Raw genomic sequence first — 17,247 nt, 5'->3', positions numbered from 1 at the left:
CGACCACTCAGATCAGGTCGTGCTCATAGGCGTAGACGACGAGTTGCACCCGATCACGCAACCCCATCTTGGTGAGGATGCGCGAGATGTGCGTCTTCACCGTCGCCTCGGACAGGACCTCCACCTCGGCGATCTCCGCATTCGAGAGGCCCTGCGCTGCCCGGAGCATGATCTCGCGTTCCCGCTCGGTGAGCCGGTCGTACTCCACCCCGGGTGCCGTCGTCGCTCGCTGCCGGAACCTCTCGAAAATGGCCCGGGTCGCCCCGGCTGCCACCACCTGGTTGCCGTCAGCGACGGCCCGGATCGCGGCGAGCAGGAGTTCGGGCTGAGCCTCCTTGAGAAGGAAGCCACTCGCCCCCGCCTCGATCGCGTCGGCAGCGAGCGCGTCCTGGTCTAAGGTCGTGAGCACAAGGATCCGTGGCGCCTGCTCACCCAGCCCGGCCACGATGCGACGGGTCGCGGCCACCCCGTTCAGGCGCGGCATACGCACGTCCATCAGGACGACGTCGGGACGAAGGGAGGTGACCGCTGCGACGGCCGCCTCACCGTCCTCGGCCTCGCCCACGACCTCCAGGTCGGGTTGGCTGTTGATGACCATCGAGATCCCGGCCCGGAAGAGCGCCTGGTCGTCGACGAGCACGAGGCGAAGCAATCGCTGCGGCTGGCCGCTCATGCACCGACCTCCGGGATCTCGACGTCGACAACCCACAGGTCGCCGACCCGACGCGACGTCGCGACGCCCCCTGCCAGACCGCACCGCTCGATCATCCCCAGGATGCCGTGACCAGTGCCGTGATCGCTGCGCTCACCGACGGCATTGGTCACGCGCAGACGATAGCCGCTGCGCCAATCCTGCTCCACGGCAACGGGTTTGCGGAGATCTCCATGCTTGAGTGCGTTGGTCAGCGACTCCGCGAGGAGTCGATGCGCGGTGAGGCCCACCAGGTCCGACGGGCCAGGCGACCCGTGCTCGATCACGTCGAGGGTCATTCCTGAGGCACGCATGCGGGCGAGGAGGTCCGCCTGCCGCTCCGGTCCTGCGCTCGCCAGCCCGTATGCCGTGTCGCCGGCAGCGTGGTCCGTGGCCGTCGCCGGGTCACGGAGTCGTGCGACGAGCGAACGCAAATCACCGATCGCATGACGCGCGGTGTCGGCAATGACTTCGAGCGACTGCTCCGCACGCTGCGGATCCTGCGCAAGCGCATATCTCGCACCGTCGGCCTGGGCAGCCACGACGGCCCACGAGTGCGCGACGACGTCGTGCATGTCGGTCGCGATCCGGCGGCGTTCCTGCTCGAGGTCGTACAACTGCGCGATCCGGCGCTGCTCGGCCGCCGCGAGCCGGGCGTCGATCCGGGCCTGCACCGCCTGTCGCTGCTGCCAGCGGATGAAGCCGGCCACCCAGCCGCCGACGCAGATGATCGCCGCCAGAGCAGTGGTGCCCATGAGGCTGAGGGCCAGCCCGATGGCGGTGTCCGGTGGGGCTTGTTGGCCGGCGAGGACGACGTTGGTAGCACCGGCCACGGAGGCGAGCACCGCCACCCCGAGCGCAGTCAGCCGGACCCGTCGGTCCGCCTGCCGGCCGAGGATGAAGAAGAGCGGTGCGTAGGCGAGATCGGCGACGTAGGCCGTCTGTCCGGCCAGGAGTTGGATCATCCCGGCCGCCAGGGCGAGCCCGCTCATCGCCACCCACGAACGATGCCGCACGGCGAGGGCCCCCGCGAGCACGAGCGCGGTCACGGAAGCCGCCAGGCCGACACGGAGGTGCAGCGGAACGCAGACAAGGGCGAACAGGCCCGCGTTGAGCAGGTCGAGCCGGCGCCACCGACCGGTCGGGTCGGCCCAGACGTCGCTCACGCGCTCTTGCTCGGCCACCCGCGCCACGATAGTTCGTCGCTGAGCGGCCGACGGGATCACTGGTTGTTGATCAGCGCCTGGAAGTAGCCGTTGTAGCCCTTGGCGCTGGGGTGGAACGAGCTGTTCGAGGGGTTGAACGGGTCGAGGTTGCTCTGCAGCACCTTGTCGTTGACATAGGACGCGCCGTTCTCGCCATAGCACGCACCGACGGGCAGGTCAGGAGGGCCAGGACCGAGGAGGCGATCGCGGTGGGGCGCACGGAGAGGTGAGGACGCGGTATACGGCTGAGCCTGCCGCGCCCACCCCGGTCGCACAATCGGTGGCGCTCAACGGGACAGCGTGCGCCGCCCGAAACTCGCCCCCGGAGACAGCATGGTCAGGTGCTCGATCAACGCATCGCCGGCGGCTTCGAGACCGTCGGCTCCCAGCGCACCCAGCCCGTCGAGGATGAAGACTGCCTCCGTCGTCTCCTCGGTGAGCAGGGTGCGGCGGCACTGCCGCCAGTTCCACATCCGGCACGTCACTCCGCGCTCGTCGCGCCACACCACCTCACCGGGGGCCGGGTGCTCGACGACCGCCTCGCCCGCGGCGACCGTCTCGAACGCCTCGTCACCGGAGGCGCGCACGAGAGCCGGGCTGCCGGCATACGCCGACAGATCCTCACCACCGAGCGGGAGCACATGGGCGATCGACACGGCGTTGTAGGCATCGGTGAGCCGGTTGATCCGTGGGAGACCACCGGCGACCCGGCGCAGGAGGGCGTCGACGCTGGGTCGGGTGCGTTGCGGCTTGGCGCCGAAGGCCCTGTATGCCGCGCGCCACTCCTCGACGTGCGGCAGGTGCTCGGGTGAGTTGTCTCCCAACAACTCTCGTGCGCGCTTCTCGGCCGCGGCGAGAATCGCCTCGCTGGTCTCGTCGCTCGGGCCGGGGGTCAGGCCCTCGGCCATGACGATGAGCGCGCGATAGTCAGGAACGAGGTCGTGGACCTCGGGGGCGATGGTGACTCCGGCGAGGAGGTCAGCGGTGCGTGGCGACCGGCTCATGAGCAGAGTCCATCACCTCGGGCACGATCGCGACATCCAGGCACGACGGGCGCGGGGCGCCGCCGGAGTTGGAGCACCACCGCCGCCGCGAGCACCAGCCCGGCTCCGGCCAACTGGACGGGAGTGAGCTGCTCGCCGAGCAGCGCGGCAGCCAGGCCGGCCGTGACGACCGGCTCGAAGGTCGAGAGGATGGCCGCATTGGTGGGGCCGGTGCGCTGGAGCCCCATGACGAAGAGGACCATGGCCCCGACGGTTGAGACCAGGACGATCCCAGCGATCCAGATCCACGTGATCGGGGGGAAGGCGAAGTCGATCCCCCCGGTGAGCGCGACTCGCAGGCCCGTCGTCACCGTGGCTCCGGTCATGACGACCCGGCGCTCGCGGTGCGCGACATCGCCGAGGGCGAGGTTCGGCGTCAGCTCTTCACCCTCGTCCGCTCCGGCAGCCGCTCACCGGCGCTGCGGGCAACGCTCGACGCCCTCAGCGACCAGGCAAACAGCCTCTGCAAGCCGACGTGGGACTGATCAGTCGCCCTCGGCGTGACGAGCTCGCTTGACGATCTTGTCGTCCGGCGCGAAGACGACGCTCTTGTCCTTGCCCTCGTAGTCGAACTGGTTGAGGAAGGCGCGCAGCGCGTTGATCCGGCCGCGCTTCTTGTCATTGGACTTCACCGTGATCCACGGCGCGGTCTTCTTGTCGGTGAGCTCGAACATCGCCTCCTTGGCGGCGGTGTAGGCCTCCCACCGGTCCAGGCTCTCCAGGTCCATCGGGGAGAGTTTCCACTGGCGCACGGGGTCCAGCTGGCGGATCGCGAAGCGGGTGCGCTGCTCCTGTTGGGTGACCGAGAACCACAACTTGGTGACCGTGGTGCCCGACTCGACGAGCATCCGCTCGAAGGCAGGGGCCTGCTTCATGAAGACCTGGTACTGGTCCTCGGTGCAGAAGCCCATGACCCGCTCGACGCCCGCGCGGTTGTACCAACTGCGGTCGAAGAGGACGATCTCACCGGCGGTCGGCAGGTGGCGGATGTAGCGCTGGAAGTACCACTGCCCGGCCTCGTCGGAGCTCGGCTTGTTGAGGGCGACGACGCGCGCGGCCCGCGGGTTGAGGTGCTCCATGAACCGCTTGATGGTGCCGCCCTTGCCGGCCGCGTCTCGGCCCTCGAAGACCAGCACATGCTTGTGGCCCTCGTCCTGGCTCCAGTACTGGAACTTGAGGAGCTCGACCTGGAGTTTGTACTTCTCCTCCTCGTAGACCTCCGTGTCGATCAACTCGTCATACGGATAGTCCTCGCGCCAGGTCTCCACGGCCCTGCCGTCAGGGGCGAGGAGAGTGGGGTCCTCCTCGGTGCTGCCCTGGACCGTGTAGCCCTGGTCGCGCAACGAGTCGATGTATTCACGCAGAGCCATCTTCTGGGCCATGACCACATCCTGCCGTGCCGCCACCTGCGCGCGCCATGGGGGTCCCCGGTCGCCGGTGCGGCATTGACCTCTGCCATGACACCCTCCCGTGCGTCGCAGGCTGCGGCGATCGGGAACATGACGATCCCGTGGATCGCCGAGGGGATCGCCATCGCCGTGCTCTCCAGGACGGTGAGCGCGACCGCGATGGCCAAGGTGCTGTTGTGGATGCCGATCTCGAAACCGCTCGCGAGGACAAGGAGCCCGGCGAGGCGCGGCACGGCATACCCCTACGTGAGCAGGGCGCCACGCCCTCCCCCGTCAGACCTTCGCGTAGCGGGCTCTCGCGAAGGAGTAGACGCCGTAGGCGGCCAGGCCGAGGGCGATGAGGGTGAGCAGCCACTGCCCGAAGGGCTGCTGCTGCAGGGTGCGCATCGCGCCGTCGAGGCCGCTGGCCTCGCCACTGTTCTCGTGCCAGGCCGCGAGGACGAAGAGTCCGCCCACGACCAGTAGGGCGATGCCCTTGGCGACATAGCCCCACTTGCCCGCCTGGGTCGCGAAGTTGCCCGGATGCTCGACAAGGTCCTGGAGGAACTTCTCGGTCCACCCCTTGTGGACGTGGTAGGCCGCGACGCCGATGACGCCAAGGCCGATGAGTCCCACCAGGATTCGCCCACCGGTGTGGCTCATCAACGTGGCTGTGAAGTCCTGCGACTGCTGCTTGCTCGATGTGCCCGATCCCTTGGCGAAGCCGAGCGCGGACCACGAGAGCGCGGCATAGAGGACGAGTTTGCCGACTGCCTTGGCGCGATCAGCCGCCTCACCGCCTCCCGCGATGGCCTCGGTGAGCTGCCACAGCGCCAGCCCGGCGAAACCGACGACGAGCACCCAGAGAAGGGCCTTGCCCAAGGCGTTCTGCGCGAGCAGGGCAAGCGCTCCCGACTGGTCCGCGTTCTCGCCCGAGCTGGCCCACGCCACCTTGAGCGCCACGAAGGCGAGGACGAGGTGCATGACCCCGCTCGCGGCATACCCGGTGCGCGCGAGCAACTCGACCGCACGGTTGTCCCCGACCTGTCGCGCGGTCTGCTTCACCTCGTGGGTGTCCATGCCGTGAGTATCGTCCCGCCGAACCCCGCGGCGGGGGTCTGCTCGGTGTCGGCTTTGCTCCCCCAGACCACCCACGACCGCTCTCACGGGTGTAGACACACGCCATGGCGACGACTTCGGCGACCGCCCACCGCGCCCGCAGACTCGTCCGCGCGATCGCGTCGGGTCTGGCCGTCGCGCTCCTCGTCACCCTCATCGCCTTCCTCGTCCGCGAGAAGTTCGACCCCTTGGTGCGCCTCGACGAGGGCGCGATCCGGACGGCGACCGCCTACACCCGCGAGCGCCCGGCCCTGCGCAGCGCCCTGCTCGCGTGGCAGGAGATCACCCAGCCGATCCACCTCTACATCGTCATGACGGCGGTCTGTCTGTGGGTGTGGCTGGCCCGCCGCCGCACCACCTTGGCCTGGTGGGCCTTCGTCACGATGATGCTCGGCTGGAATCTGGCTCTCGTGCTCAAGTACGTCGTCCAACGCGCCCGACCGGTGGTCGACGACCCGGTGTCACACTCCCCCGGCTACTCCTTCCCCTCCGGTCACGCAGCCAACGCCGCCATCGTGGCCACCGTCGTCGTGCTCCTCTGCTGGCCGCTCCTGCGCCGGGGCGGCCGGGTGATCCTCCTCGTCGTGGCCGCCACCTTCGTGCTCTCGGTGTGCCTCGACCGCGTCTTCCTCGGGGTCCACTACCCCTCCGACGTGACCGCCGGAGTGCTCCTGGGCTGCGGTCTGGTGCTCGCCTCCTGGCTCGGGCTGCTCGGGTGGCAACCGCCCGATCACCCGCTGCACGACTCACTCCACCCCCACCGCAAGGAGGCACCCTGATGTCCTTCCTCACCCGTTACGAGGACGACGCGAGCGCGCCGACCGTCAGGGAGGCCCTGCGGGATCTCGCCGTGCGCGTCCTGGCGCCGGGGCTCGTGCTCTTCGGGGTGGTCATCGGCCTGGGCAAGCTCATCGTTGCCTCGAAGGCCTACACCGACGCCGAGGAGAAGTTGGTCAACCGCAGTCTCGCGGCCGAGCGGGACTCGCTCTGGAACGCGATCACGAACTACTGGTCGCACATCGGCAACACCGAATACGTCATTGGCGTCTGCGTCATCGTCGCCCTCATCGTGTGGTGGCGGACCAAGCAGTGGTGGTATGCCGTGGTGCCGGTCATCGCGATCTCCCTCCAGGCGACGATCTTCGTCACTGCCACCGCGATCGTCGGTCGTCCCCGCCCACCGGTGCCCAAGCTGGACCCGGCACCGCCCACGTCGAGTTTCCCCAGCGGTCACCAGGGTGCCTCAACGGCCCTCTATGTCAGCTTCCTGCTCATGGCGACGCGGATCGAGCGCGCCTGGTTGCGCTGGCTCGTCATGATCGTGTGCGCTCTGGCCCCCCTGCTCGTCGGGTTCTCGCGGATGTATCGCGGCATGCACCATGCCAGCGATGTCGCTGCGGGCGCCGGGCTGGGGATCTGCGCGGCGCTGCTGGCGTGGCACTGGATCAGGCGTGGTCGGGGAAGGAGTGACTCGTGAGCACGGTGAGCCGGCCCGGCCCGATCGTCGTCGTGGTCAACCCGACCAAGTTCGACGGCCTCGGCGAGGTCCGGCAGGAGCTGAGCAGGTTGGGGACCGAGCACGAGGTCGAGATCCGGGTGGTCGAGACGACCGAGGACGATCCGGGCTTCGGGCAGACGCGCACAGCCCTCGACCAGGGCGCAGCGGTGGTGTGCGCCCTCGGTGGCGACGGCACGGTGCGCGCGGTGGCGCAGGAGCTCGCCGGGACCGGCGTCCCCCTCGGCCTCCTCCCCGGCGGCACCGGCAACCTCCTGGCCCGCAACCTCGACGTGCCCGTCTCCGGCATCAGCGAGGCGATGGAGGTGGTCCTGGACGGCGTGGACCGGGTCATCGACCTCGGCTGGCTCGACCTCGACGGCGACCGCCATGCCTTCACCGTCATGGCCGGTCTGGGCTTCGACGCCAAGATCATGGACGACGCCCCGGAGGGCGTGAAGGCCCGCGTCGGCTGGGCCGCATATGTCATGTCTGCCTCGAAGCACTTGGGCGACAATAGCTTTCAGGCCTCCGCCGCCATCGACGCAGGGGCGCCGGAGAGTTGCGACGCGCGCACCGTCATCGTCGGCAACTGCGGGACGCTGACCGGAGGGATCGTGCTGCTGCCCGACGCGGTCATCGACGACGGCGTGCTCGATGTCGCCATCCTCACGCCCCAGAGTCTGGCCGACTGGACCGCGCTGGCCGGCCGCGTCCTGGTCGGGAAGGAGGCCGACGGTCCCTCGATCGAACGCCGACAGGGCCGGCAGGTGGAGTTGACCGCGCAGCCGGCCCAACTCGTCGAAGTCGACGGGGACGTGCTCGAGAAGGGCACCCGGGTCACGATCAGCATCGATCCCGCCACTCTGATCGTCCGCGTTCCACGGTCCGCAACGGGGCGCCACCCCTAGGATGCGAGCACGAAGACCAGGGGGTTGGAGCATGACGACAGACGTGGGCCGGGGCGAACGAGCAGGGTCGGCGGCGACGCCGGGCAGGACGAGGGACGTGATCGTCAACAGCACCGTGGCTGCCGTGCTGGCCACTGCCGTGACGATCTTCGTCCACGAACTCGTGCACCTCGTCACCGGGATCGTGCTCGGGCACGGGGGCACGCTCTATCCCTTCGGGGCCAGCCACGACGGCTCCCTGACGGACACCGAGACGGCCCTGACCGCGATCTCGGCGCCGATCGCCAGCCTGGTCATCGGCGCCGCGGTGATCGCGGCCCTGCCCCGGCCGGCCACCTCGCGGTTCGGCCAGCTCTTCCTCTTCTGGCTCGGGGCGACGTCGTTCATGGAAGGCGCCGGCTATCTGGTCATCACGCCGATGGGTGCCGGTGACACGGCGGCAACCCTCGCCGCTCTCGACCTCCCGCTCTGGGTCGGCTTCCTCGCGGCAGCCCTCGGGGTCGCGCTGATGTTCCTCGGGGCCAGGATGCTCGCGCCCCACGTCGTCCGGATGTCGGGGCGCGATCGGACGCTCTCGTGGGCGATCGCCTTCCACCCGTGGTGGATCGGGACCTTGGTGTCGCTCGGGCTCACCGCGGCATACCTCGCCCTGTCGTCGGCCGACCTCGCCGACGGCGAAGTGATCGCCATCCTCTCCGCGAGCGGTTCCCTGTTGGTCCTCGGACCGATGTCCTTCATCTTCCAGAACAGGTCTCCCGACCAGCCGCGCACCGTGATCACGAGCGGGATCTCGGTGGCCGGCGTCGCGGCCCTGGTCGCGATGGTCGCCATGAATTTCGCCCTCGTCAGCGGGCGTCACCTCGGCTGAGTGGGCTCACGTCGGCGGCCGCTCATGCCTCACAGATGCGCGCCGCCAACGCCTCCTCGTAGGCCATGGCCCGAGCATGCCGCGTGGCTCAGACGTCGTAGTCGACCGTCACCGGGGCGTGGTCACTCACGCGAGCGTCACGAGCCGCGTCACGGTCGGTGCAGCCGGTGAGGGCGGTGCGCGCCAGGCGCGGAGTGGCCAGGTGGAGGTCGATCCGCCACCCGGTGTCCTTGGTGAAGGACTCGCCGAGCCAGGACCACCACGAATAGGGGCCCTGGGTGTCCGGGTGGAGGCGGCGGACGACATCGTGGAGCCGGCGCGGCCGGATGAGGGTGTCGAGCCAGGCGCGCTCCTCGGGGAGGAAGCCCTCGCTGCGGTGCTGGCGCTTCCAGTTGACGACGTCGAGCGGGGCGTGGGCGATGTTGAAGTCGCCCATGAGCAGGTAGTCGCGCCCGGCGGCGAGCGCCCGCCGACGGGAGGCGTCGACCTGGCGGGCGAAGCCGGTGAGGAAACGCATCTTCCGGTCGTAGCGGGCGCCTCCGTCGGGGGCCTCGCGCATCGAGCCGGGCTTCTGCAGGTGTGCGGGCAGGCCTCCCTTGGGCAGGTAGAGCGAGGCGACGGTGACCGGCCGATCGGCCAGATCGACCTCGACATAGCGGCCCTCGGCGGTGAACTCCCTGAGGGGTCGCGCCAGCGGCTCGAGCCCGGTGCTCGCGTCCTCGATCATGCCGTCGGGCGCGAGGAGATGGGTGGTCGGGCCCCAGGCGCGCACGGCGGCAGGTGGAACCCGGGTCAGGACGGCGACGCCGTTGCGGCCGGCCAGCGTCCCCGGGTCGTAGGCCGCATGCATCCCCGCGAAGGCGCCCTCGGGCAGGGCGCCGAGGGGGCACCGCACCTCCTGAAGGGCGATCACGTCCGGTGAGCGCGCGGCATACCACTCGAGGAAGCCGCGGCGATGAGCGGCGCGGATCCCGTTGACGTTGAAGGTCGAGATCCGCAGCACCCCAACACTTTACGTGCCACAGAAGGTGACGTATGCCGCGGTGAAGGACGCCGGGGCGGGCGCGGCATACCGGTCGAGGCCGGGGCGCACGGTGAAGGGATCGCGCAGGACGTCGAGCAGCGCCTCGGTGGGAGCGAGGTCCCCGGTCGCCGCCGCCGCGAGGGCCTCCTCGACGAGGTGGTTTCGGGCGAGGTAGGCGGGGTTGACGCGGTCCATGGCATCGGCGGTCGACTGGGGATCGGTGGTGATGTCCGCCAGCCAGCGGGACTGCCAGTCGAGCCAGCGGACGCTGTCGTCGACGAGATCGGCGACAGCGCGGTCGGCCCCGCGCAGGACGGTGGCCAGGAGCCGGAAGGTGTGGGTGTGGTCGAGTCGCTCGGCGATCATGATGGCGAGCAGGTCGTCGGTCAGGGCAGCAGTTGCGCTGTCGGACAACGCATCCGGCAGCCCGAGCTTGCCCCGGTGGAGGCGGAGCCAGTGCCCACGGAAGCGCGTCTCGAAGGCGCGGATCCGCTCGGTCGCTGCCTCGATGAGGTCGCTCTCGGTGGACGGATCGGGGGCCAGGAGCGGCAGGAGGGTCTCGGCGTAGCGGGCGAGATTCCACTGGGCGATCGAGGGTTGGGCGCCGAAGCGATAGCGGCCCATCGTGTCGATCGAGCTGAAGACGGCGTTCGGGTCATGGGCTTCGAGGAAGGCGCAGGGGCCGTAGTCGATGGTCTCTCCGGAGAGGGTCATGTTGTCGGTGTTCATGACGCCGTGGATGAAGCCGACGGACATCCACCGGGCGATGAGGGCGGCCTGGGCCTCGACGACGGCATCGATCAGGCCGAGGTGGTCCCCTTCAGCGACCTGCGGGTGGTGACGGCGACGGACGTAATCGGCGAAGGCGAGTTGCTGGGCATCACTGGCGCGCATCCGGACGAGCTCGGCCGTGCCGACGCGCAGGTGGGAGGCCGCAACCCTTGTGAGCACGGCTCCGGGGGTGGGTCCGTCGGCGCGCAGGATCTGCTCGCCGGTCGCGACCGCCGCGAGCACGCGGGTGGTGGGGATGCCAAGGGCGTGCATGGCCTCGCTGACGATGAGTTCGCGGAGCACCGGCCCCAAGGCCGCGCGCCCGTCACCGCCCCGAGAGAAGGGAGTGCGCCCCGAGCCCTTGAGCCCGAGGTCGCGCCGAGCCCCATGCGCGTCGACGACCTCGCCGAGCAGGTGGGCCCGGCCGTCCCCGAGCAGCGGCGAGAACTGCCCGAACTGGTGGCCCGCATAGGCCTGGGCCCGCGGTTGCGCACCCTCGGGCACGGCATTGCCGGCGAGGTGGGCCACGCCGTCCGTCGACGCGAGCCAGTGCGGGTCAAGGCCGAGCTCGAGCGCGAGGGAGTCGTTGACGGTGAGCAGGGTGGGCGCGGCGACGGGCACGGGATCGATGGGCGCGCCGAGCCAGTCGAGCTCCCGGGCGAAGGTGTTGTCGAAGCCCCAGTCCATGCCGTGCATCAACGCCGCTTCACGAGCGGGTCTTCCCCGCCTTCAGCATCTCGAGCGCCTGACCGACCCGTCGCTCACGGGTCCCCTCGCGCTTGGCCTCGGCGACCCACACGGCATACTCCTTGCGGTAGGTGAATGCGAGCTTCGCGAACGCCTGTGCCGCAGTGGGGCGCGCTTGCCGGCGCCGAGGGCGGCAACCTGGTCGTCGGTGAGGATGATCGCTGTGGCCGGGCCGAAGGGCTCAAGGGTCGTCGTGATCGTCAGGTCGCCCATCACCTCAGCCTAGAGGCCCTACGCTTCCGGCATGCTCGTCGTCATCGCTCTCGTCCTCGCCGCGCTCGCGGCCGCGCTGCATGTCTACATCTGGTGGCTGGAGTCGATGGCGTGGACGACGCCGGCGGCGCGCAAGGTCTTCGGCACGACGCCGGAGGAAGCCGAGGCCACCAAGTTCCTTGCCTTCAACCAGGGCTACTACAACCTCTTCCTCGCAATCACGACGATCGCCGGCATCGTCGGGTTTGCCGCGGGCTCCCACGTCGTCGGCCTCACCCTGGTCATCGTGGGGACGGCGTCGATGCTGGCCGCTGCCCTGGTGTTGGCCTCGGCCTCGGCGGCACACCGGTCTGCCGCGCTGCGGCAGGGCCTGTTCCCCGCGCTGGCCGTGATCGCCAGCGCCATCCACCTGCTGACCTGAGTCAGCGGGGGCGAACCGTCGTCGTCTGGCCGAGCGCACCCAGCGGGCCGTGGGCGTCGTGCAGGATGCACGTGGTCATCCCGACGCCGTCACGATCGACCATGACGCTGTTGTCGAAGCCGAACCACTCTCCTGCGGGTTCGCGGGTGAATCTGGCGCAGAGGTCGAGGTTGGGGAAGAGCACCTCGCGCGGGTCGAGGCGGACCGTCATCCCGTTGGCGATGTCGAAGAGTCCCGCGAGGCGGGCGAGTGCCGACACCGGCTCACCGCCCAGCAGGGGGGTGTTGGTGCGGGCCCAGAAGCAGCCACGGCCCGGCTCGGCCAGGTCGCGGCGAATCTCGACGGAGCCGATGAAGTCACCGGGCCAGTCCTCGCCGGGCACCCATGGGGTCAGGTCCTGCGGTCTGGGGATCGGCGCCAGCGAATGCCCTGCGAGAGCCGTCGTGTCGCGGGTCGCGAGCAGCCACGCCCGCAGGACCAATGCCGCTCGGCCATCGTGCGAGAGGGTCGCCTCGACGAGTTCGACGGTGCGCCCGGGTCGCAGCACGCGCACCTCGGTCTCGCAGGTGTCGACCGGCAACGTGCCGAGGATGTCATAGGACAGTCTGGCCGGGAGCAGGGCAACATCCGGTCGCCGATGGTCACGATCACGCTCCACCAGGTGCGCGAGAAGCCCCATGGCCGGCGCGATGTGCTGCTCCTGGATGTTCCACGCGCCGCTGGTCAGGTGGGTGGCACGGAAGGCGGTCTCGGACAGTCGCTCCCAGTACGGCATACCGGCCAATTTATCGGCCCCACAGAGCGTCGGGCGTCGGCCCGGCAGACAGTCGAGAATCACCAAAGGGTCGCCTCCCGGGATGGGAAGCGACCCTTGGTGACTCTCGAACTGTCTCAGTTCTTGAGGTCGAAGCGGTCGTTGTCCATGACCTTGGCCCAGGCGGCCACGAAGTCGTGGACGAATTTCTCGGCGGCGTCGTCCGCGGCATACACCTCGGCGATCGAGCGCAGCTCGGAGTTGGACGCGAAGACGAGGTCAGCGCGCGTGCCGGTCCAGGACTGACCGTTGGCGCCCGTGCCCTCGAAGGTGTCGGCACCCTCGGCGCCCGACCACGTGGTGCCCAGGTCGAGGAGGTTGACGAACCAGTCGGTGGACAGGGTGCCGATGCGGTCGGTGAGCTGGCCGGCCGTGGAGCCGCCGGCGTTGGCGCCCAGGGACCGCAGGCCACCGACGAGGACGGTCATCTCCGGCGCGGTGACGCCGAGGAGGTTGGCGCGGTCGATGAGGGCGTACTCGGCCGGGAGGCTGTTGTCCGTCCGGTCGTAGTTGCGGAAGCCGTCGGCCTTCGGCTCGAGCCACGAGAAGGACTCGACATCGGTCTGCTCCTGGGTCGAGTCACCGCGGCCCGGTGTGAAGGGGACCGTCACGTTGACACCGGCGGCCTTGGCGGCCTGCTCCACACCGACGTTGCCGGCGAGGACGACGAGGTCGGCGAAGGAGATGTTGAGTCCCTGCTGCAGGCCCTCGAGGGTGTCGATGACGCCCGTGAGCTCGCTCGGGTCGTTGACCGCCCAGGACCGCTGCGGCTCGAGGCGGATGCGGCCGCCGTTGGCGCCGCCCCGCTTGTCGCTGCCGCGGAAGGAGGAGGCGGCCGCCCAGGCGGTCTTGACGAGCTGCTGGACGGTCAGGCCGGAGTCCGCGATGGCCTGCTTGGCGGCGGCGATGTCCGCCTCGGACGTGCCTCGGTCGTTGGCCGGGATCGGGTCCTGCCAGAGCAGCTCCTCCTGCGGGACCTCGGCGCCGACGTATCGCGAGCGCGGTCCCATGTCGCGGTGGGTGAGCTTGAACCAGGCGCGGGCGAAGGCGTCCGCGAACTGGTCGGGGTTCTCCATGAAGCGGCGCGAGATCTTCTCGTAGGCCGGGTCCATGCGCATCGCCATGTCGGCCGCCGTCATCATCGGCGACTGGGTGAGCTCCCCGGTGGTGGCGTCTGGCACGGTGTTGTCACCGGCGCCGCCCTTGGGCTTCCACTGGTTGGCGCCGGCGGGGCTCTTGGTGACCTCCCACTCGTACTTGAAGAGGGTCTCGAAGAAGGAGTTGTCCCACGTCGTCGGCGTCGGGGTCCACGCGCCCTCGAGGCCGGAGGTCGTCATGTCCGTGGCCTTGCCGGTGCCGTAGGTCTGCTTCCAGCCCAGGCCGGCCTGCTCGATGGGCGCGGCCTCGGGCTCGACGCCGACGTAGTCGGCCGGGTTCGCGGCACCGTGCGCCTTGCCGAAGGTGTGCCCACCGGCGGTGAGGGCGACGGTCTCCTCGTCGTTCATCGCCATCCGCTTGAAGGTCTCGCGGACGTCGCGGCCGGAGCCGATCGGGTCGGGCTGACCCTCCGGGCCCTCGGGGTTGACGTAGATCAGGCCCATTTGGACGGCGGCCAGAGGGTTGTCGAGGTCACGCTCACCCCGGTAGCGCTTCTTGCCGCCCTCGGCGCCACCGAGCCACTCGGTCTCCGGGCCCCAGTAGACGTCGTCGTCCGGCTCCCACGCGTCGACCCGACCGCCGGCGAAGCCGAAGGTCTTGAAGCCCATGGACTCCAGGGCGACGTTGCCGGTGAGGATGATCAGGTCGGCCCACGAGAGCGACTTGCCGTACTTCTTCTTGACCGGCCAGAGCAGGCGGCGCGCCTTGTCGAGGTTGCCGTTGTCGGGCCAGGAGTTCAGCGGCGCGAAGCGCTGCTGGCCGGTGCCGCCACCGCCACGGCCATCCATCACGCGGTAGGTACCGGCACTGTGCCACGCCATGCGAATCATCAAGGGGCCGTAGTGCCCGAAGTCGGCCGGCCACCAGTCCTGGGAGGTGGTGAGGACGGACTCGATGTCGCGCTTGACCTCGGCGAGGTCGAGGGCAGCGAAGGCGGCGGCATAGTCGAAGTCGGCGCCGTAGGGGTTCTTCTCCGGGGTGTTCTTGGCCAGGATGCGCAGGTTCAGCCGGTTCGGCCACCACTGCTGGTTGGCGTCACCCCGGGTCGGCGGCACGAGGTCGTGCATGACCGGGCAGCCACCGGTCTCGCCGGGGCCGGGCTCGTTCATCTCCTTGACCTGGGCGTCGTCGGTCTCCTGCTTGGGCTGGGTCTGGTCGACCGTGTCGTCGTGGACGGACATGCGCGTTGCCTTTCGTTGGAGGTTTCAGTCGGTCTTGATCTGACACTGAGGGCACAGCCCCCAGAAGTTCACTTCGGCTTCGTCAATGGCGAATCCGTGGTCGACGCCGGTGTCCAGGCAGGGCGCCGACCCCGTGGCGCACTCGACGTCGACGACGCGGCCGCACCCGCGGCATACCAAATGGTGGTGGTTGTCGCCGACGCGCAACTCGTAGCGCGCGGTCGAACCGGCCGGCTGGATGCGGCGGACGAGCCCGGCGTCGGTGAGCGCATTGAGGCAGTCGTAAACGGCCTGGCTGGAGACGCTCGGCAGGTCGGAGCGCACGTGCGTGATGACGCCGCTCGCATCCGCGTGCGGATGCTGCGCGAGCACTCCCAGGACGGCCAGCCGTGGACGCGTCACCCGCAGCGCGACCTCGCGCAACTGCTGGGGGAAGTCCGTCGTCGGCATGACTCGACCCTACCGCTTTTCTGGAATCTGTCCAGAGAGTGACTCCCTCTAAGCCTCGATCCACCGATGGGCAGGGTGGTAGTGGGCTGAGGAGGCGTGTCGGGACATGAGAATGCCCCTGTGTGGCAACAGAATTGGAGTTCTTCACGCTTCAGTTCGTCACACACGCAAGGGGCATCTCGTAGGTGAAACTCTCTCACACCCTCCCAGCGACCTCGGCGGTCTTCGACGACCCGAATCTTGTGTCGGCCGCCGGGTTGGTTCCGGTCTTGGCCCTGGCTGATCGGGCGGGGCTGCGACGCCTTGCGGATGAGCATCTGAGCGTGCCGGGTGACAAGGGCGCCAACGCCGGGTTGAAGGTCGCCTCGCTGGTCGCGGGGATGGTCGCTGGCGCCGACAGCATCGACGACATGGCGCTGCTGCGGCACGGTGGGATGGGCCGGGTCTTCGCCCGGGCGTACGCGCCGTCGACGTTGGGGTCGTTCCTGCGCTCGTTCACGTTCGGTCACGTCCGCCAGCTCGACGCGCTCGCCTCGAGGTTCCTCACACGCCTGGCAGCTCAAGGCGAGCGAGCCGCGCAGGTCGTCGGCGACGGCACCGGTGGCCGGGTGTTGGTCGATATCGACGACACGATCATTCAGGTGCACGGCCACGCCAAACAGGGAGCCGGGTTCGGCTACTCCGGGGTCCGCGGGCTGAACGCGTTGCTGGCCACGGTCACCACCACTGGGTCGGCACCGGTGGTCGTGGCGCAGCGGCTACGGAAAGGCTCGTGCGGGTCCCCGCGCGGAGCCAAACGGTTGGTCGCCGACGCGCTCAAGACCGTGCGCACGCTGCACCCCGGTCAGGGCAAGCCGTTGCTGCGGGCGGACTCGGCGTTCTACGGGGCGCCCACCGTCGGTGCCGCGGTCCGCGCCGGGGCGCAGGTGTCGGTCACCGTACGCCTGGACCCCAAGGTCAAGGCCGCGATCACCACCATCAGCGAACACGCGTGGACCCCGATCGAGTACACCGACGCCATCTACGACGAGGCCAGCGGCACCTGGGTGTCGCGGGCTGAGGTCGCCGAGGTGCCCTTCACCGCGTTCTCCTCCAAGAAGGCGGCCGATCAGGTTCCCGGGCGCCTGGTGGTGCGCCGCATCCCCGACGTCAACGCTGACAAGAAGAACGCAACCGGGCAGGGCACCCTGTTCGACACCTGGCGCTTCCACGCCTTCTTCACCACCACCGACCCCACCGACCTGGACACCGTCGCCGCGGATAAGACCCACCGCGGACACGCGATCATCGAGCAGGTCCACGCCGACCTCAAGAACTCCGCCCTGGCGCACCTGCCCTCAGGCAAATTCACCGCCAACGCCGCCTGGCTCGTGCTGGCCGTCATCGCGTTCAACCTCACCCGCACCGCAGCCACCATCGCCAGCGCCGACCTCGCCAGAGCCACCACCGCCACCATCCGCCGCAAGCTGATCACCGTCCCCGCCCGGGTGGCGTCCTCGGCCCGACGGGTCACCCTGCACCTACCGACCGCCTGGCCCTGGCAGGAAGCGTGGACCCGCCTGTTCACCCAGAACTGCGGCCCACCAGAACCGGTCAATCCCTGACCACCCAGCCGCCCCGGCCCGACCGAACAACCGACGTGGAACACCCTGACAGCCAGGTCAGGACAACAGCCACGCCCTCAAGCCGGAGCCGCGGCCCAGAGCGAAATCAGCTCACCCCACCCAGGACGTCGGTGGATCGAGGCT

General features: G+C 69.5%; 18 protein-coding genes and 1 pseudogene. 7 read left to right on the top strand and 12 right to left on the bottom strand.

Translation table 11 applies throughout. The features are described 5' to 3' along the window. Nucleotides 1-7: 7 nt before the first annotated feature. The 4 genes from BN10_RS00755 to BN10_RS00735 all read right to left on the bottom strand — a co-directional run bounded on the left by BN10_RS00755 (nucleotide 8) and on the right by BN10_RS00735 (nucleotide 3,265). A complete protein-coding gene (locus tag BN10_RS00755; RefSeq protein ID WP_010849220.1) occupies nucleotides 8-673 on the bottom strand; it encodes a response regulator in 666 nt (221 codons plus the stop codon). Then, nucleotides 670-1,875 (bottom strand): sensor histidine kinase, encoded by a 1,206-nt coding sequence (locus BN10_RS00750; protein WP_040750478.1) that lies wholly within the window; start codon nucleotides 1,873-1,875, stop codon nucleotides 670-672. The genes BN10_RS00755 and BN10_RS00750 overlap by 4 nt, the downstream gene beginning before the upstream one ends. Before the next feature lie 308 nt (nucleotides 1,876-2,183). Then, complete coding sequence (locus tag BN10_RS00740; protein ID WP_010849217.1) at nucleotides 2,184-2,900, bottom strand: B3/B4 domain-containing protein; 717 nt, start codon at nucleotides 2,898-2,900, stop codon at nucleotides 2,184-2,186. Beyond that, complete coding sequence (locus tag BN10_RS00735; RefSeq protein WP_010849216.1) at nucleotides 2,897-3,265, bottom strand: DMT family transporter; 369 nt, start codon at nucleotides 3,263-3,265, stop codon at nucleotides 2,897-2,899. The genes BN10_RS00740 and BN10_RS00735 overlap by 4 nt, the downstream gene beginning before the upstream one ends. An 18-nt stretch (nucleotides 3,266-3,283) precedes the next feature. Here BN10_RS00735 and BN10_RS16560 point away from each other — a divergent pair, with 18 nt between their 5' ends. Further along, the gene (locus BN10_RS16560) at nucleotides 3,284-3,424 is read left to right on the top strand and encodes a hypothetical protein (protein ID WP_010849215.1); all 141 of its coding nucleotides are present in this window, start codon (nucleotides 3,284-3,286) and stop codon (nucleotides 3,422-3,424) included. Here the strand turns inward: BN10_RS16560 and ppk2 are convergent, their stop codons facing one another. Beyond that, the gene (gene ppk2 / locus BN10_RS00730) at nucleotides 3,425-4,321 is read right to left on the bottom strand and encodes a polyphosphate kinase 2 (RefSeq protein ID WP_010849214.1); all 897 of its coding nucleotides are present in this window, start codon (nucleotides 4,319-4,321) and stop codon (nucleotides 3,425-3,427) included. A 300-nt stretch (nucleotides 4,322-4,621) separates the two neighbouring features. Then, nucleotides 4,622-5,407: a DUF1206 domain-containing protein gene (locus BN10_RS00725; protein WP_010849213.1), complete on the bottom strand. Its 786-nt coding sequence runs from the start codon at nucleotides 5,405-5,407 to the stop codon at nucleotides 4,622-4,624. 104 nt (nucleotides 5,408-5,511) lie between these two features. Between BN10_RS00725 and BN10_RS00720 the strand changes: the two genes are divergently transcribed. From BN10_RS00720 to BN10_RS00705, 4 genes are all read left to right on the top strand, one after another. Continuing rightward, on the top strand, nucleotides 5,512-6,225 hold the full coding sequence (locus BN10_RS00720; protein ID WP_010849212.1) for a phosphatase PAP2 family protein: 714 nt from the start codon (nucleotides 5,512-5,514) through the stop codon (nucleotides 6,223-6,225). Continuing rightward, nucleotides 6,225-6,923 (top strand): phosphatase PAP2 family protein, encoded by a 699-nt coding sequence (locus BN10_RS00715; RefSeq protein ID WP_010849211.1) that lies wholly within the window; start codon nucleotides 6,225-6,227, stop codon nucleotides 6,921-6,923. Before BN10_RS00720 ends, BN10_RS00715 begins: the two co-directional genes overlap by 1 nt. Continuing rightward, the gene (locus BN10_RS00710) at nucleotides 6,920-7,852 is read left to right on the top strand and encodes a diacylglycerol/lipid kinase family protein (protein ID WP_010849210.1); all 933 of its coding nucleotides are present in this window, start codon (nucleotides 6,920-6,922) and stop codon (nucleotides 7,850-7,852) included. Before BN10_RS00715 ends, BN10_RS00710 begins: the two co-directional genes overlap by 4 nt. A 97-nt stretch (nucleotides 7,853-7,949) precedes the next feature. Beyond that, nucleotides 7,950-8,720, top strand: a complete 771-nt coding sequence (locus BN10_RS00705; RefSeq protein ID WP_010849209.1) for a hypothetical protein — start codon at nucleotides 7,950-7,952, stop codon at nucleotides 8,718-8,720. 88 nt (nucleotides 8,721-8,808) lie between these two features. Here BN10_RS00705 and BN10_RS00700 read toward each other — a convergent pair whose 3' ends face one another. From BN10_RS00700 to BN10_RS17615, 3 genes and pseudogenes are all read right to left on the bottom strand, one after another. Beyond that, entirely contained in the window at nucleotides 8,809-9,723 is a 915-nt protein-coding gene (locus BN10_RS00700; protein ID WP_010849208.1) for an exodeoxyribonuclease III, read from the bottom strand. A 9-nt stretch (nucleotides 9,724-9,732) separates the two neighbouring features. Continuing rightward, on the bottom strand, nucleotides 9,733-11,211 hold the full coding sequence (locus BN10_RS00695) for a protein adenylyltransferase SelO (protein WP_010849207.1): 1,479 nt from the start codon (nucleotides 11,209-11,211) through the stop codon (nucleotides 9,733-9,735). Nucleotides 11,212-11,221: 10 nt separating this feature from the next. Beyond that, nucleotides 11,222-11,320 (bottom strand): annotated as a pseudogene (locus BN10_RS17615) (YdeI/OmpD-associated family protein); the annotation flags it as partial. A gap of 186 nt (nucleotides 11,321-11,506) precedes the next feature. Between BN10_RS17615 and BN10_RS00690 the strand changes: the two are divergent. After that, nucleotides 11,507-11,896: a DUF1304 domain-containing protein gene (locus tag BN10_RS00690; protein ID WP_010849205.1), complete on the top strand. Its 390-nt coding sequence runs from the start codon at nucleotides 11,507-11,509 to the stop codon at nucleotides 11,894-11,896. A gap of 1 nt (nucleotide 11,897) precedes the next feature. On the opposite strand, the gene BN10_RS00685 is transcribed toward BN10_RS00690, so the two are convergent. From BN10_RS00685 to BN10_RS00675, 3 genes are all read right to left on the bottom strand, one after another. Next, nucleotides 11,898-12,671 (bottom strand): thioesterase family protein, encoded by a 774-nt coding sequence (locus BN10_RS00685; protein ID WP_040750465.1) that lies wholly within the window; start codon nucleotides 12,669-12,671, stop codon nucleotides 11,898-11,900. 116 nt (nucleotides 12,672-12,787) lie between these two features. Then, nucleotides 12,788-15,049, bottom strand: coding sequence for a catalase/peroxidase HPI (katG, locus tag BN10_RS00680; RefSeq protein WP_010849203.1), 2,262 nt, complete (start codon nucleotides 15,047-15,049; stop codon nucleotides 12,788-12,790). Nucleotides 15,050-15,073: 24 nt separating this feature from the next. Next, nucleotides 15,074-15,499 carry a Fur family transcriptional regulator gene (locus BN10_RS00675; RefSeq protein WP_010849202.1) on the bottom strand — a complete coding sequence of 142 codons (426 nt, stop codon included), beginning with the start codon at nucleotides 15,497-15,499 and terminating at the stop codon, nucleotides 15,074-15,076. Nucleotides 15,500-15,684: 185 nt separating this feature from the next. Between BN10_RS00675 and BN10_RS00670 the strand changes: the two genes are divergently transcribed. Beyond that, nucleotides 15,685-17,103, top strand: coding sequence for an IS1380 family transposase (locus BN10_RS00670; protein WP_010849201.1), 1,419 nt, complete (start codon nucleotides 15,685-15,687; stop codon nucleotides 17,101-17,103). Nucleotides 17,104-17,247 lie beyond the last annotated feature (144 nt).

Origin of the sequence: Phycicoccus elongatus Lp2, from assembly GCF_000367525.1 — a bacterium.
Taxonomy (GTDB): domain Bacteria; phylum Actinomycetota; class Actinomycetes; order Actinomycetales; family Dermatophilaceae; genus Phycicoccus_A; species Phycicoccus_A elongatus.
This window is presented reverse-complemented; position numbering and strand designations above follow the sequence as displayed.

Excerpts from the sequence above, each read along its gene's own strand:
- BN10_RS00755 (WP_010849220.1), bottom strand. The coding sequence starts at position 673 with ATGAGCGGCCAGCCGCAGCGATTGCTTCGCCTCGTGCTCGTCGACGAC.
- BN10_RS00740 (WP_010849217.1), bottom strand. The coding sequence starts at position 2,900 with ATGAGCCGGTCGCCACGCACCGCTGACCTCCTCGCCGGAGTCACCATC.
- BN10_RS00735 (WP_010849216.1), bottom strand. The coding sequence starts at position 3,265 with ATGACCGGAGCCACGGTGACGACGGGCCTGCGAGTCGCGCTCACCGGG.
- ppk2 (WP_010849214.1), bottom strand. The coding sequence starts at position 4,321 with ATGGCCCAGAAGATGGCTCTGCGTGAATACATCGACTCGTTGCGCGAC.
- BN10_RS00725 (WP_010849213.1), bottom strand. The coding sequence starts at position 5,407 with ATGGACACCCACGAGGTGAAGCAGACCGCGCGACAGGTCGGGGACAAC.
- BN10_RS00720 (WP_010849212.1), top strand. The coding sequence starts at position 5,512 with ATGGCGACGACTTCGGCGACCGCCCACCGCGCCCGCAGACTCGTCCGC.
- BN10_RS00715 (WP_010849211.1), top strand. The coding sequence starts at position 6,225 with ATGTCCTTCCTCACCCGTTACGAGGACGACGCGAGCGCGCCGACCGTC.
- BN10_RS00695 (WP_010849207.1), bottom strand. The coding sequence starts at position 11,211 with ATGCACGGCATGGACTGGGGCTTCGACAACACCTTCGCCCGGGAGCTC.
- BN10_RS00690 (WP_010849205.1), top strand. The coding sequence starts at position 11,507 with ATGCTCGTCGTCATCGCTCTCGTCCTCGCCGCGCTCGCGGCCGCGCTG.
- BN10_RS00685 (WP_040750465.1), bottom strand. The coding sequence starts at position 12,671 with ATGCCGTACTGGGAGCGACTGTCCGAGACCGCCTTCCGTGCCACCCAC.
- katG (WP_010849203.1), bottom strand. The coding sequence starts at position 15,049 with ATGTCCGTCCACGACGACACGGTCGACCAGACCCAGCCCAAGCAGGAG.
- BN10_RS00675 (WP_010849202.1), bottom strand. The coding sequence starts at position 15,499 with ATGCCGACGACGGACTTCCCCCAGCAGTTGCGCGAGGTCGCGCTGCGG.